Annotated in this window: 19 protein-coding genes; 5 read left to right on the top strand and 14 right to left on the bottom strand. The window is 64.1% G+C overall.

All coding sequences use genetic code 11. The annotated features are described in order from the left end of the window. Positions 1-169: 169 nt before the first annotated feature. The 3 genes from rpsO to DX905_RS09715 are packed head-to-tail and all read right to left on the bottom strand — an operon-like array spanning position 170 to position 1,935. Entirely contained in the window at positions 170-439 is a 270-nt protein-coding gene (rpsO, locus tag DX905_RS09725; protein WP_116091172.1) for a 30S ribosomal protein S15, read from the bottom strand. A 6-nt stretch (positions 440-445) separates the two neighbouring features. Then, on the bottom strand, positions 446-1,429 hold the full coding sequence (gene truB, locus DX905_RS09720) for a tRNA pseudouridine(55) synthase TruB (protein WP_116091171.1): 984 nt from the start codon (positions 1,427-1,429) through the stop codon (positions 446-448). Beyond that, complete coding sequence (locus DX905_RS09715) at positions 1,426-1,935, bottom strand: HIT family protein (RefSeq protein ID WP_205412236.1); 510 nt, start codon at positions 1,933-1,935, stop codon at positions 1,426-1,428. Before DX905_RS09715 ends, truB begins: the two co-directional genes overlap by 4 nt. Before the next feature lie 218 nt (positions 1,936-2,153). On the opposite strand from DX905_RS09715, the gene DX905_RS09710 reads away from it, so the two are divergent. Further along, a complete protein-coding gene (locus tag DX905_RS09710; RefSeq protein WP_116091169.1) occupies positions 2,154-2,426 on the top strand; it encodes a hypothetical protein in 273 nt (90 codons plus the stop codon). Positions 2,427-2,476: 50 nt separating this feature from the next. Here DX905_RS09710 and DX905_RS09705 read toward each other — a convergent pair whose 3' ends face one another. From DX905_RS09705 to DX905_RS09675, 7 genes are all read right to left on the bottom strand, one after another. Further along, positions 2,477-2,668 (bottom strand): hypothetical protein, encoded by a 192-nt coding sequence (locus tag DX905_RS09705; RefSeq protein WP_205412235.1) that lies wholly within the window; start codon positions 2,666-2,668, stop codon positions 2,477-2,479. Positions 2,669-2,755: 87 nt separating this feature from the next. Further along, on the bottom strand, positions 2,756-2,965 hold the full coding sequence (locus DX905_RS09700) for a cold-shock protein (RefSeq protein ID WP_116091167.1): 210 nt from the start codon (positions 2,963-2,965) through the stop codon (positions 2,756-2,758). Between the two features lie 249 nt (positions 2,966-3,214). Next, on the bottom strand, positions 3,215-3,664 hold the full coding sequence (locus tag DX905_RS09695; protein ID WP_116091166.1) for a DUF3597 domain-containing protein: 450 nt from the start codon (positions 3,662-3,664) through the stop codon (positions 3,215-3,217). Positions 3,665-3,733: 69 nt separating this feature from the next. Then, positions 3,734-4,192, bottom strand: a complete 459-nt coding sequence (locus DX905_RS09690; protein WP_116091165.1) for a PA2169 family four-helix-bundle protein — start codon at positions 4,190-4,192, stop codon at positions 3,734-3,736. Between the two features lie 128 nt (positions 4,193-4,320). Next, on the bottom strand, positions 4,321-4,740 hold the full coding sequence (locus DX905_RS09685; protein ID WP_116091164.1) for a CHRD domain-containing protein: 420 nt from the start codon (positions 4,738-4,740) through the stop codon (positions 4,321-4,323). Positions 4,741-4,827: 87 nt separating this feature from the next. Then, on the bottom strand, positions 4,828-5,448 hold the full coding sequence (locus tag DX905_RS09680) for an SOS response-associated peptidase family protein (protein WP_116091163.1): 621 nt from the start codon (positions 5,446-5,448) through the stop codon (positions 4,828-4,830). Positions 5,449-5,454: 6 nt separating this feature from the next. Further along, entirely contained in the window at positions 5,455-5,742 is a 288-nt protein-coding gene (locus DX905_RS09675) for a BolA family protein (protein ID WP_116091162.1), read from the bottom strand. A 36-nt stretch (positions 5,743-5,778) separates the two neighbouring features. Here DX905_RS09675 and DX905_RS09670 point away from each other — a divergent pair, with 36 nt between their 5' ends. Beyond that, positions 5,779-6,369: a J domain-containing protein gene (locus DX905_RS09670; RefSeq protein WP_116091161.1), complete on the top strand. Its 591-nt coding sequence runs from the start codon at positions 5,779-5,781 to the stop codon at positions 6,367-6,369. A gap of 85 nt (positions 6,370-6,454) precedes the next feature. On the opposite strand, the gene DX905_RS09665 is transcribed toward DX905_RS09670, so the two are convergent. The 4 genes from DX905_RS09665 to DX905_RS09650 are packed head-to-tail and all read right to left on the bottom strand — an operon-like array spanning position 6,455 to position 8,790. Further along, a complete protein-coding gene (locus tag DX905_RS09665) occupies positions 6,455-6,940 on the bottom strand; it encodes a VOC family protein (RefSeq protein WP_116091160.1) in 486 nt (161 codons plus the stop codon). 36 nt (positions 6,941-6,976) lie between these two features. Further along, complete coding sequence (locus tag DX905_RS09660; RefSeq protein WP_116091159.1) at positions 6,977-7,732, bottom strand: VOC family protein; 756 nt, start codon at positions 7,730-7,732, stop codon at positions 6,977-6,979. Beyond that, positions 7,729-8,103, bottom strand: a complete 375-nt coding sequence (locus DX905_RS09655) for a DUF1428 domain-containing protein (protein ID WP_116091158.1) — start codon at positions 8,101-8,103, stop codon at positions 7,729-7,731. Before DX905_RS09655 ends, DX905_RS09660 begins: the two co-directional genes overlap by 4 nt. Positions 8,104-8,124: 21 nt before the next feature. Further along, on the bottom strand, positions 8,125-8,790 hold the full coding sequence (locus tag DX905_RS09650) for a glutathione S-transferase family protein (protein WP_205412234.1): 666 nt from the start codon (positions 8,788-8,790) through the stop codon (positions 8,125-8,127). Between the two features lie 141 nt (positions 8,791-8,931). Between DX905_RS09650 and DX905_RS09645 the strand changes: the two genes are divergently transcribed. The 3 genes from DX905_RS09645 to cobT all read left to right on the top strand — a co-directional run bounded on the left by DX905_RS09645 (position 8,932) and on the right by cobT (position 12,461). Then, on the top strand, positions 8,932-9,558 hold the full coding sequence (locus DX905_RS09645; RefSeq protein WP_205412233.1) for a winged helix-turn-helix transcriptional regulator: 627 nt from the start codon (positions 8,932-8,934) through the stop codon (positions 9,556-9,558). 72 nt (positions 9,559-9,630) lie between these two features. Beyond that, complete coding sequence (gene cobS / locus DX905_RS09640; RefSeq protein ID WP_116091156.1) at positions 9,631-10,635, top strand: cobaltochelatase subunit CobS; 1,005 nt, start codon at positions 9,631-9,633, stop codon at positions 10,633-10,635. Then, positions 10,635-12,461 (top strand): cobaltochelatase subunit CobT, encoded by a 1,827-nt coding sequence (gene cobT, locus DX905_RS09635; protein ID WP_116091155.1) that lies wholly within the window; start codon positions 10,635-10,637, stop codon positions 12,459-12,461. Before cobS ends, cobT begins: the two co-directional genes overlap by 1 nt. Positions 12,462-12,488: the final 27 nt, after the last annotated feature.

Raw genomic sequence — 12,488 nt, 5'->3', positions numbered from 1 at the left:
GGCCAGATGCGCGCCGGGGCCATCGATTGCAGGCTTACCGGCCTGCGGCGGTGTGGGACCTTGGTCCCTGGACGTCGGCCGAATTGCCGATTGGTCCCGTCAGTTCGTCGCGGCTATGCCGGCGACGGATGAGCAGAATGCGAAAAGGGCGCCCGTGGGCGCCCTTTGATTATTTGCGGAGGCCGAGCTTGCCGATCAAAGCGGTGTAGCGGGCAGCATCTTCGCGCTTGAGATAGTCGAGCAGGCTGCGGCGGTTGTTCACCATCATCAGCAGACCACGGCGCGAGTGATTGTCCTTCGCGTGGGTCTTGAAATGCTCGGTCAGGTTGACGATCCGCTCGGTCAGGATTGCGATCTGGACCTCGGGGGAGCCGCTGTCGCCCTCGCTGCGGGCATGTTCCTTGATGACTTCGGCTTTGCGTTCGGCGGTGATCGTCATGTGTCTTCACTCCGACATCAGGTTGAAACCGCGCACCACCGAAATATCGGTTCCGACTTCGACCAATGCGACGGGCAAATCGCCCAGCATTGCGAGGTTGAGACCTGGTGGCGCTGCGTGACCGATAAGCCGGCGTCCCTGGCGGAGCGCTTGAGCCTGATCGGGGGAGACGGCGAGAACCGGGATGTCGTCCAGTCCGGCCGTCAGCGGCAAGAGCAGCTCCTGCAGCCGCGCGTCCTTAGCGGCTTGGTCCAATATGTCCAGCGATATCGCCGATTCAAGGGCGAAGGGGCCCGCTTTGGTACGGCGAAGCATGGTCACGTGACCCACCGTGCCCAGCGCGTAAGCGATGTCGCGGGCGAGCGACCGTATGTAGGTGCCCTTCGAGACGCGGGCCGAGAGCGTGATGTCGTGGTGCAGCCCGTCATGCCGGGCTTGTTCCGGCATCCATTCTACGGCTTGCGCTGACGCACGTGGCTCGGAGGACCTCGGAACAAGTCCGGGTTGACGAACCGTGAGCGCGTGGATCGTCACGTTGCGGCTCGCCAGCTCGACCGTCTCACCGGCGCGCGCCAGATCGTAGGCCCGCTTCCCGTCCACCTTCAACGCCGAATAAGCCGGCGGTATCTGGCTGATCGGACCGGTAAAGCGGGTCAGTACTGCCTCGACCTCCGCCAGCGTCGGCCGAACATCGCTTCTGCCTATGACCGCGCCCTCCGCGTCGAGCGTGTCTGTCTCTTCGCCGAAGCGGATGGTGAAATCATACGCCTTGTCGGCGTCGAGCATGCGCCCGGACAGCTTGGTCGCCTCGCCGATCGCGATTGGCAGCACGCCGCTGGCGAGCGGATCGAGCGTGCCGCCGTGGCCAACCTTGGCCTTGCCATGCCCCCCGGTCCGCAAGGCGCGCTTGACCGCGCTGACCGCCTGCGTCGAACCCAGCCCCACCGGCTTGTCGAGGATGATCCAGCCATGCAGCGGCGCGCCCGTCATGGCATCGTCGCCAGCACGGCCCTGATCTTCGCCGCAATCACTTCCAGCTGGGCATCGGATGCGATTGGCGCGGCCGTCTCCTTGATGCGGATGCGGCCGTAACGGGGAATGATGTGGACATGGAGGTGCGGCACCGATTGACCGAGCCCATTATTCTCGATGATGGTGAAGCCCTTCAAATCGAGCGCCTTGACCTCCGCCAACGCCACCTTTCGAACCGCGGCCATGACCTCGTCATAATCCTGCGGGTGCATTTCCAGCAGCGTTCGCGCATGGCTGACCTTGGAGATGACGAGGACATGCCCGGGTGACGCTGGCGCATGATCCATGAAGGCCAGCACCCGATCGGTCTCGTAGACCTTCACCGACTTGGCCTCGCCGCGAATGATCTTGGCGAAGATATTGGTAGGATCGTAAGTGCCGGTGAGGGGGATGGAGTTCAGGGGGGCGCCCGTACAGCCCGTCAGAGCCAGCGTCGCAGCCACGCCCAGAATCCAGATGCGCATCACCATTCCTTGCGGGATTGCCGCGTCTGCTGTGACGGCGGCGATTCAGGGCCCCTAACATGGTCGGGCTGTCGGCGCACGTGTTCGCCCGCATGCGTGCAACGCACCCGCCCGACACGTCTTCTCAATCGCCGAGAAACTAGCCTGGCGGGTAATGCTGCAGTGCACAACGAAAACATGGTTCAGCGAGAGGCACACCCCAATACGGAGTTGCCAAGATGACCAAATTTGTCCTCACTGCATTCGCTGCTGTTGCAATCGCGGCCCCTGCCTTCGCCGACACCCCGATCGATTTTACCTGGGAAGGTCACCGCATCGTCGGGACCGTTACTCAGGTGGGCGACGTCCAGGTGTTGAAGGGGGAAGACCGTACCGCCGGCAACGCCTTCGAACTGCGCGTCAAGAACGGCTACGTGCGCGGCACGATCGGCAATCAACTGGTCTCGTATCCGGTCCCGAAGCGCCGGACGCCTGCTCCAACCGCCGGCTGATTCCGTACGGCGGCGGGCGGGGCTTTGCGCTCCGCCCGTTCGCTTGTGGATTACTGCTCGACGGCTGCAGGCTTGGGCTCGCGCGACAGACGCATCGCATCGGTGCGTTCGCCCCGCTCCGCCATGGCGATCCAGGCGGATTCAGCGCGCAGGCAGCGCTCGCGGACATTATCGAGCGTCGCGGCATCCGCTTCGGCGCGGCATTGTTCGGCACGCGCGCGGTAGAGACTGCTCTCGTTCATCCCGGACATCTCCTCAGGGACAGTGCGTGAACGCGAAACAAAGGAAGACGGGCGGCGATCCAAAGACCGCCGCCCGAACATGCAAGCTTAGTCCTGCGGCTGCAGGTTGATCGCGCTGACGCGGCCATTACGGCCGGTCTCGAGCTCGTAGCTCAGGCGCTGATTCTGCTGCAGCGTCGACAGGCCGGCGCGCTCCACGGCGCTGATATGCACGAAGGCATCGGCGGTACCGTCCTCCGGCGCGATAAAGCCATAGCCCTTGTCGGCATTGAAAAATTTGACGGTTCCGGTGGTCATAGTCTGCTTCCTTCTGCGGCAACCCGGACGTCGGGCGGCCTCGTGCGAGCCAAGGGCAGGGAAAGAAGGAAGAAGGGCCGCAAAGCGCCAAAGACCATCGATTTGCGACTGGTAGCCCTAACCTTATAACTCAGGTGAACTCAAAAGGACAGAGCCCCACGGCAGGACCGGAAACCGATACGCTTGTCGTCAACCACGTTTGCGTCACCGCGCGGAATAGGCGCGCGGTGACGTGCAGGGTCAAGGGGATCAGGCCGTCAGGTCGGCCGGAACCTTGCCGCCATTGGCTGCCAGCTTTTGCATGACCGCCTTATGAAGCGCGATATTCTCCTCGGCGCTGCCGTCTGCCCCCACGTGAATGTTGAGCTCGTTGGCAAGCTCCTTGCGCGCCTGCAAACTTGAATCGAGCCCGAGCAATTGCAGCAGGTCGACGATCGACGTGCGCCAATTGCTCGGCCGGCCGGCGGCGGCTGCGCGTTGAGTCAGGATCGCCTCGACGTCGACCGGCGTGGCGGCCGTGGCGGGCGTTCCTTGCGCGGCGGGCGCCGCCTGTGGCGCAGCGTTGCCCATCGGGATCGCCGCGCGATTCGCGGTGTCGGGATTGGCGGCCGCCCCCGGCGAGGACACCGGGTGGTTGAACGAACCGAGCGGGCCGTGATCGCCGAAGATAGCGTGCTTGATGCTGTCGAAAATACCCATAACAGATACTCCTGGGTGGGGGCCTAACCCGGTAACAATGATGTCAAAGGGCGCCGATGGTGAGGCGGTTCAGTGGGTAGCTTCCAGCGCATGTTTGAGGTCGCGCATCTGATCGTGACCTGCACGAACCGATCCGTAGCCCGCTTCGATTGCCGCGCGCACCGCCGAGGACAGCGCATCATCCTTGAGCGCGTCTTCGAACTTCGCTTTGATATGATCCTCGCCGCGCTCGACCTCGTTGACGATCGCCTGCTTGTCCTGTCCCGTAACCGCAGCCTTCAGATTGACGAACATGCGATGGGCGCCGCCGAGCAACGTGCCACCCTGTGCAGGAGAGCCGCCAACGCGGCTCACTTCACCCTGAAGCGCGGTGGCAACTTGCGTTCGTTCGTTGGCGCGATCACTGAACAGGGCACCGAGGCGCCCGCCTTCAATGTCCTTCGACGCCTCGCGATAACCTTCGACGCTGTCGAGGGTGGTGGCGATTAACGAGTTGAGCGTGCTGATATCGTGGTCGTTGCCGGCCATGCGCAATTCCTTCGATTAAGACAGGGGCAGAACGCCCTTGCTCGCATAAAGGACCCGGCGTGCCGGGGCGCTCGTCCCATTTTCATACCTCCACGGCCTGCCGTCCGGCCGCAGGATCCGGGCAACCGCTACTTGAGCTGGCCGCGCAGTGCCCCAGCCGGGAAGGCGGCGGTATGCACGTTGACGTAATAGTCGGAGGGCGTCGCCAGGATCGCCGCGAGCAGGTCGCGCGCAACCGCCGCGCAGCCCTCGGACGTCCCGTCGGTGGGCGCGGTGAGCGGTAGGACGACCCCGCCGGCAGTGCCGGCCGCACCTTTGTGGATATGCGCCATCGTCGGCGTGTCGGTACCCATGGCGTGGAGCCGGTAGCAGAGCTGGTTCTTGCCGGTGTCGAAAGTCAGTGCAGCCTCTCCCATCCCCTGGGCGGCACCCGGCCCCGGCACCTCGGCGGCGCCGGCCAGTTGCACCTGGAATTTGGTCGTCGCTGCGGCAACGGGAATGGGGGCGGCGGCAGCGAGCAGGATCAAAGCGGCGCGAAACTGGATCATCTTCGTCTCTCCTCCGGATCGCCTCGCGGCGATGGCAAGATGCTGATCCTCCGTGCCGTCCGCGTCAATGCGCCTGCCGATCGGCGATCAGCGCACCTGCCGTACGTCGAGCGTGCCGGCGGAAAGCGGACGGCACAGCTCCGCCGCGGGTGCGGAGCCGTCGAGCCAGCGCGCATAATCGGCGGGGGTAAGCAGGACGACCTGGCGATCATGAAACGGCGCTATGTCCGGACCTGGAGCCGTGGTCAGCATCGTCCACGCCTCGCCAACATTCGGATCGGTCCGCCACAGCCCCGCGATACAGAACCAGTCGAACCCGCGCAGGCGCAGTTCCCATTTCGACTTTGCCGGCTTTTTCGTTGGAGCTTCGCCTTCGCGCGCTGGAGGCGGAGTGGTGAACTCGTAAAATCCGTCGGCAGGAATCAGGCAGCGGCCGCTTGTGACGCCGTTGGTGAATTCGCGCCCGTCGGATCGAAAATTGTAGACCGGCTTGCCGTTGGCCTGGGGCCAGCTCCACCGGCGGGTTATTACCTCGGCACCCTCTTCTCGCTGCGCTGCGCGGATGATGATAGCCGGATCGGTGATGCGGATGCTGTCCAGCGCGGGCATGTTTGGCAGCGCTTCGGGGAAGAGCAATTTCGTGTCCGCCGCGACCCACCCGGCGCGAAGCTGATCAAGCGAAATGCGGCGGGCAAATTCGTTGCACATGACGCGTCAGCCCTCGTCCGGGGCGCGCGCCACGATCGCCAGCGCATGGACACGATCGCGCAGCAGATCCGCTAAGGCCTGATTGACCAGCCGGTGGCGCTGCACGCGCGCCTTACCCGCAAAAGCCTTAGCCGTGATCTCGACGGTGAAGTGGCTTTCGCCGCGCGGATCGTGGCCGGCGTGGCCGCGATGCTTGATGCTGTCGTCGATCACGGCAAGCCGTTCAGGCGCTAGGGCGGCCCGAAGCAATTGTTCGATCTGGGTGGCCACGGGACCGGTGGGAGTTTGCGTCATGCTTCTTATATAGCGGGGTTTAAGGGAGAATCATGCGTGGCAGATGCCGGGCAAAGACAACCGCGTTTTCACGGTCGCGTGCCGGGCGAGCGCCAGTGCAGCGAGCCGGGATGCGCCGAGCCCGGCGAATTCCGTGCGCCTCCGGAAGACGGTCCGCGTTCGGGTTTCAACGGACCCGGTGAATGGCGCTTCCTCTGCCTGAATCATGTGCGCGAATTCAACGGGCGCTACAATTTCTTCAACGGCATGAGCGCCGAAGAGATCAACGCGCAACAGCGCCCCTATGCCGGCTGGGAGCGCGAGACGCGCGCCTTCAACGTCGGGGCTGGCGGCACGCCGCGCTGGGCCGACTTCCTCGATCCGCTTGATGCGATCCAGGCCCGTTATGGCACCGGCCGCCACGCCGCGCGTAAGGACGGCAAGCCGCTCAGCGACAACGAGCGTCGTGCGTTGCGCGTGCTGGGGCTGGAGGCGGATGTCGATCGCCGCGCGCTGCGCGAACGCTACAGCGAATTGGTGCGGCGCTATCATCCCGACCGTAACGGCGGCGATCGCAGGCACGAGAAAGCACTGCAGGAGGTGATCGATTCCTACAAGCTGCTGAAGGGCGCGGCCGCCTTCGCCTGATGCGGCGGGACGCTTACGTCCCGACCAGCCTCTTCGCGACCGTCTCGACGGTGCATTCGATCGAGAGCTCGAAAAAAATCCGCGCTCACGCTTCCTCTCCGCGGAAAGCGCGCTCCAACGCCGCAATGTCGATCTTGTGCATCGTCATCATCGCCTCCATCGCGCGCTTGGATGCGGCAGCATCCTTGCTCGTCATCATCTCCGTCAGCACCTTCGGCGTAATCTGCCAGGACAGGCCGAACTTGTCCTTGCACCAGCCGCACGCGTTGGGCGCGCCGCCGTTGGCGATAATCGCGTCCCAGTAACGGTCGGTCTCTTCCTGATCCGCAGTGTGGACCTGGAAGGAAACCGCCTCGTTCAATTGGAAGTAGGGTCCGCCGTTCAGCCCCATGAACTTCATGCCGAGTACGGTGAAATCCACCGTGAGGACGTCGCCGGCCTTGCCGCTCGGATAATCCGCGGGCGCGCGATGGACCGCATCGACCGAGGAATCGGGAAATATGCTGGCGTAAAGCTTGGCCGCCTCTTCGGCAGTTCCATCATACCAGAGGCAGGGGGTGATACGGGCCATCGTCTCTCTCCTGAAATATCGTTTTGGTGCCGCGTTTCAGCGCGGCCCGACTACGGCGACATAGGCACCCTGCGGATCCGTCAGCTGGGCAATGTACATTGGCCCCGGCACCTCCATCGGCCCATTCAGGACCGCACCGCCATTAGCCTTGGCCCGCTCGATCGCATCGGCGGCGGCGTCCACGCCGAAATAATAGCCCCATGAGGGCGGTACATTTTCCGGCGCGCGCATCATGCCGCCGATGTCGACGCCGTCGGCCTGGACCAATTGGTAGTCGCCCATCGCGCCCATCGGCATGGTCATGCCCCTGGTCCAGCCATATTGGCCGGCATAATAATCCAAGGCCGCGACCGGATCGGGGCTGTAGAGTTCGTGCCAATTGCCATGGCCTGGCTTGCCTACGGCAAAGGCCTCGCTCTTCCTGTCGCTATAGCCCTGAATGATCGCATAGCCGACGCCCTGCGGGTCGCTCAGCAAAGTGATCTTGCCAACAGTAGGAATCTCCATCGTGCGATGGATGTGGGCACCGGCGGCTTCGGCGCTTGCGGTCGCGGCGTCGCAATCGCCAACGCCGACATAACCGAGCCAGAACGGCGTGGTCATGCCCTCGGGCAGCGGCATCAATCCGGCTATGCCGGCCCCGTTCATCGAAAAGATCCGATATTCCGGGGTTTCCGCCGAACCGGAGCCTCCGAACGGGGCACAGGTCCATCCTAGCAGCCTTTCGTAAAAGGCCTGCGCGCCATCGAGATCATTGGTACACAGCTCATACCAGACGAAATTATCGGTCATGATCCCTCTCCCTCAGCCAGCGCTGTGTCGAGAATGACTTCGAACCCGCCGAAGATCATGCGCTTCATGTCGAACGGCATCTCGCCCAAATTCTTCATGCGATCGTCCGCCATGACCTTCGCCATGCCGGCGTTGCGCGTTGCCTTCGATGGCCACAGGATCCACGAGAAGTTCACCAGCTCGCCCTCTTCCGCCGAGACCGCACGGTAGAAGTCGGTAACCTTCCCGTGGGGGACGTCGTCACCGATGCTTTCCACGACCTGCAGCGCGCCATGTTCGAGGAAGATCGGCGCAGCGGCCATTGCTGTTTCGCGATAGGCGTCGCGCTTGCCCGGCAGGATCGGCACCACAAAACCATCGATATAAGCCATATCCCTCTCCTATGTGTCTGGTCAGGCCGCAATCGGCGGTGTTTCGTCGAAATCGGCGAGATGCGCCGCCAGCGCGCGCTGAAAGGCTGGCCGCGCCTGACATCGGGCGAGGTAGGCGTCGAGGTTGGGATAGTCCGCCAGCAGTCCGGATCGCGCAGTCCCGCGCAACACGCATGCCATCATGAGGTCGCCGGCGGTGAACTCGCCTTCCAGATAAGGCTTGTCGCCCAGCCGGCGGGACAGGTCCTCGAGCCGGTCGCGCACGCGTTGCACGCTGAGCGGGCGACGTGCCTCCTTCCAGGGCTTGTCGGCTTCGAACACATCGACCAGCGCCAGATCCTGCACCGCAGGTTCGACCGACGTCATCGCGGCGAACACCCATTGTTCCGCGGCGGCCGCTGCGGCCGGATCGGCCGGCAGCAACCCCTTCCGGGTGCGCGCGATGTGCATCAGAATCGCACCCGACTCGAACAGGGTAAACCCGTCCTGCTCATAGGTCGGCACCTGACCGAACGGCTGGAGACAGCGATGCTCGGCCGCCTTGACGCTTGCGCCATCGACCAGTCGGACATGATAGGGCTGGCCGACCTCTTCCAACGCCCAGCGCACGCGAAGATCGCGCACCTGGCCTTTGGCGAAATCGGGAACCCAGCGGAACGCGGTAATTACGGGGATGGGATCGGACATTTTCGGCTCCCTCTCGTCGAGCGATCGAATCGCCTCGCTTGCACTTGATGCGCCAGTCAGTTATTAAAAACAACTGTGACGTTAGAAAAAGTAACCAATAAGCTTGTGGTACCCGGCCGGCTCTACGATGACGCCTGCGGCATGGCTTTTGCCCTCGAATTGGTCGGGGAACGCTGGGTCCCTTTAATCCTGCGCGAGCTGATGTTCGGGCCGCGCCGCTTCAGCGAACTGCGGCGCGGCCTTCCCGCGATCAGCGCAAACGTGCTGACGCAGCGGCTGGAAAGCTTGGAAGCGAACGGCGTGCTCCTGCGCCGGCGCCTGCCCCCTCCGGCGTCCGCGCAAGTCTATGAGTTGACGGAGTGGGGATATGAGAGCGAGGCCGCGCTGGCAGCGCTCGGTCGCTGGGCAGTACGCTCGCCGCTGCACGATCCGCGCCTGCCGCTGAGCGGCGCGTCGCTGATGATGTCCTTCCGGACCATGATCGATCCCGCGCGCGCTGCAGGGATCGATGCAGAGATTGGTTTTCGCATCGGACCCGACCCTTTTGCAGCTCATCTCGGCAATGGCGCGCTTGAAGTCACGCGTGCCCCGGCGACGGCTCCGGCATTCGCAATGAGCACGGACGAGGCCCGCAACATCGCCGCTGCCGTCTATGCGGGCGAGCCGCTCGCCCGCCTTGAAGCGGCCGGGCTGGTGCGCGTCGAAGGCGATCGCGCGCTGGCGGCACGCTTCGTCACCCTGTTCCCGCTCCCAGCAAAGGTAGCCTGATCGGCGTTGCGACGAGAGCAACGAGGCTTTACCGCCGTTTCGACTCCCCCATTCCCGCCGACCGAGACTGATATGGCCGATATTTCCAACATCCAGCCCGATAGCCGTTCCGATACGGTGATGGACGCGCCCGACCAGATGAAGAAGGTGCGCGACCTGTTCGGCATTGACTCCGATATGGAAGTCCCCGCCTTCTCGGAAGCCGACGAGCGCGTTCCCGATCTCGATCCGGCCTATGTGTTCGATCCGGACACGACGCTCGCCATCTGCGCGGGCTTTGCCTTCAACCGCCGCGTGATGATCCAGGGCTATCATGGCACCGGCAAGTCAAGCCACATCGAGCAGGTCGCCGCCCGGCTGAACTGGCCGATGATCCGTATCAATCTCGACGCGCATATCAGCCGGATCGATCTGGTCGGCCGCGATGCGATCGTGCTGCGCGACGGCCAGCAGGTCACCGAATTCCGCGAAGGCCTGCTGCCATGGGCGCTACAGACGCCGTCCGCCCTGGTGTTCGACGAATATGATGCCGGCCGTCCCGACGTGATGTTCGTGATCCAGCGCGTGCTGGAGACCGAGGGTAAGTTGACCCTGCTCGATCAGAATCGTGTGATCCGCCCCAACCCCTATTTCCGCCTGTTCGCGACCTCGAACACCGTCGGCTTGGGCGACACGACCGGCCTTTATCATGGCACCCAGCAAATCAATCAGGGGCAAATGGATCGCTGGAACATCGTCGTCACGCTCAACTATCTGCCGGCCGCGATCGAGGCGCAGATCGTGCTCGCCAAGTCGGGCGAATATGACAAGCCCGACGGCAAGAAGACGGTCGACAATATGGTCAAGGTCGCGGACCTCACGCGCCAGGGCTTCATGGCGGGCGACATCTCCACCGTGATGAGCCCACGTACCGTGATCTCGTGGGCGCAGAACACGCTCATCCTCGGCGATATCGGCTTTGCCTTCCGCCTGTCCTTCCTCAACAAATGCGATGAGGCGGAACGGCCATTGGTGGCCGAATATTACCAGCGCGTGTTCGGCAAGGATCTTCCCGAAAGCATCGTCGGCAAGGCCTGATGGCCGAGCAATCGCCCCTCGACGCCTTGCGATCCGTGCTCGCCGGTGCCGCGCGGGCGATGGCGCATGAGCCGGAGCTGGAACTGAGCTTCACCACCGAAGCGCCATCGGCCTCGCTCAAGCAATTGCGCGTGCCGATGCCGGGCCGCAACCTGCCGCGCGAGCAGGTCGCCGAGGCGCGGGGCTTCGCCGACAGCTTTGCGCTGCGCGAGCGCCACCACGATTCCAAGCTGCATGCCCGCGGCGCTCCCCTCGACCCTGCCGCGCGGCTGGTATTCGACGCGGTCGAGCAGGCGCGGGTCGAGGCGCTGGGGGCACGCGCGATGGAGGGGGTGCGCGCCAATCTGACGCATGCGCTGGAAATGCGGCTGCGGTCCGATTCGCTGACACGGGCGCGCAGTCGCGCCGAGGTGCCGCTCGCTTCCGCGCTTGCGCTGATGGTGCGCGAGCGGCTGACAGGGGAAAAGCCGCCGATCATCGCCGAGGGCGGCATTGCGCTGGTGCGCGACTGGATTGAGGAGAAAGCCGGCGCCGACCTCGACGCGCTCGAATTGCTACTTGACGACCAGCGGGCCTTTGCCAGGCTGACGACGCGGCTGCTCGAGGATCTGGAACTGGTCGAGGCACAGCCCGAAGCAACCGAACCCGAGGAATCGAGTAGCGAGCAGGGCGAAGAACCTGAGGAAGGTGAGGACACCGAGAACGGCGACGAGGATCAGCCCGGCGGGCAGAGCGACGGCCAGATGGACGTCCGCTCCGACGCGTCCGAGAGCGACGAGCAGGGCGAAACGCGGGAATCGGAAGAAGGCGAGTTCGAAGGCGACGGCCAGGAGGGCGATCAGGGCGACGAAGGCATGCAGCCGGTCCGTCCAAATCGGCCGGCCGCCGACACGCCGGGCTTCCTCGACTACAAGGCCTATACCACCCGCTTCGACGAGGTCGTGACCGCGAGCGAATTGTGCGACGAGGAAGAACTGACGCGGCTGCGCGCCTATCTCGACCAGCAGCTCATCCATCTGCAGGGCGCGGTCACCAAGCTTGCCAACCGCCTCCAGCGCCGGCTGATGGCGCAGCAGAACCGGTCGTGGGAGTTCGACCAGGAAGAAGGTTTGCTCGACGCGGCGCGGCTGGCGCGGGTCGTCGCCAGCCCTACCCATTCTTTGTCCTACAAGATCGAGCGCGACACGGACTTTCGGGATACGGTCGTGACGTTGCTGATCGACAATTCAGGATCAATGCGCGGACGTCCTATCTCGATCGCGGCGATCTCGGCGGACATCATGGCGCGCACGCTCGAGCGGTGCGGCGTAAAGGTGGAAATATTGGGCTTCACCACCCGCGCCTGGAAGGGCGGGCAGTCGCGCGAGGCGTGGCTGCAGGCAGGCCGCCCGGCCACCCCCGGCCGCCTCAACGACCTTCGCCATATCGTCTACAAGCGGGCGGACGAACCCTATCGCCGGGCACGCAAAAGCCTTGGGCTGATGATGCGGGAAGGGCTGCTCAAGGAGAACATCGACGGCGAAGCTTTGTTATGGGCGCACGGCCGGCTGATGGCGCGCGCCGAGGAGCGACGCATATTGATGGTCATCTCTGACGGGGCGCCGGTCGACGATTCGACCCTGTCGGTGAACAGCGGCTCCTATCTTGAGAAGCATCTGCGTCAGGTGATCGCGTGGATCGAAACCAAGTCGCCGGTCGAGCTGGTGGCGATCGGGATCGGCCACGACGTGACGCGTTATTATGCGCGCGCGGTGACGATCATGGATGCCGAACAGCTGGGCGGAACCATGGTCGAACAGCTTGCCGGGCTGTTCGACGCCGCCTGAATTCCGATCAAAGTCGGGAACCGCGCC

The organism is Sphingomonas crusticola, assembly GCF_003391115.1.
In the GTDB taxonomy this organism is placed as follows: Bacteria; Pseudomonadota; Alphaproteobacteria; order Sphingomonadales; family Sphingomonadaceae; genus Sphingomonas_I; species Sphingomonas_I crusticola.
The sequence above is the reverse complement of the archived record's forward strand: the minus strand, read 5'-3'. Positions and strand labels throughout refer to the sequence as shown.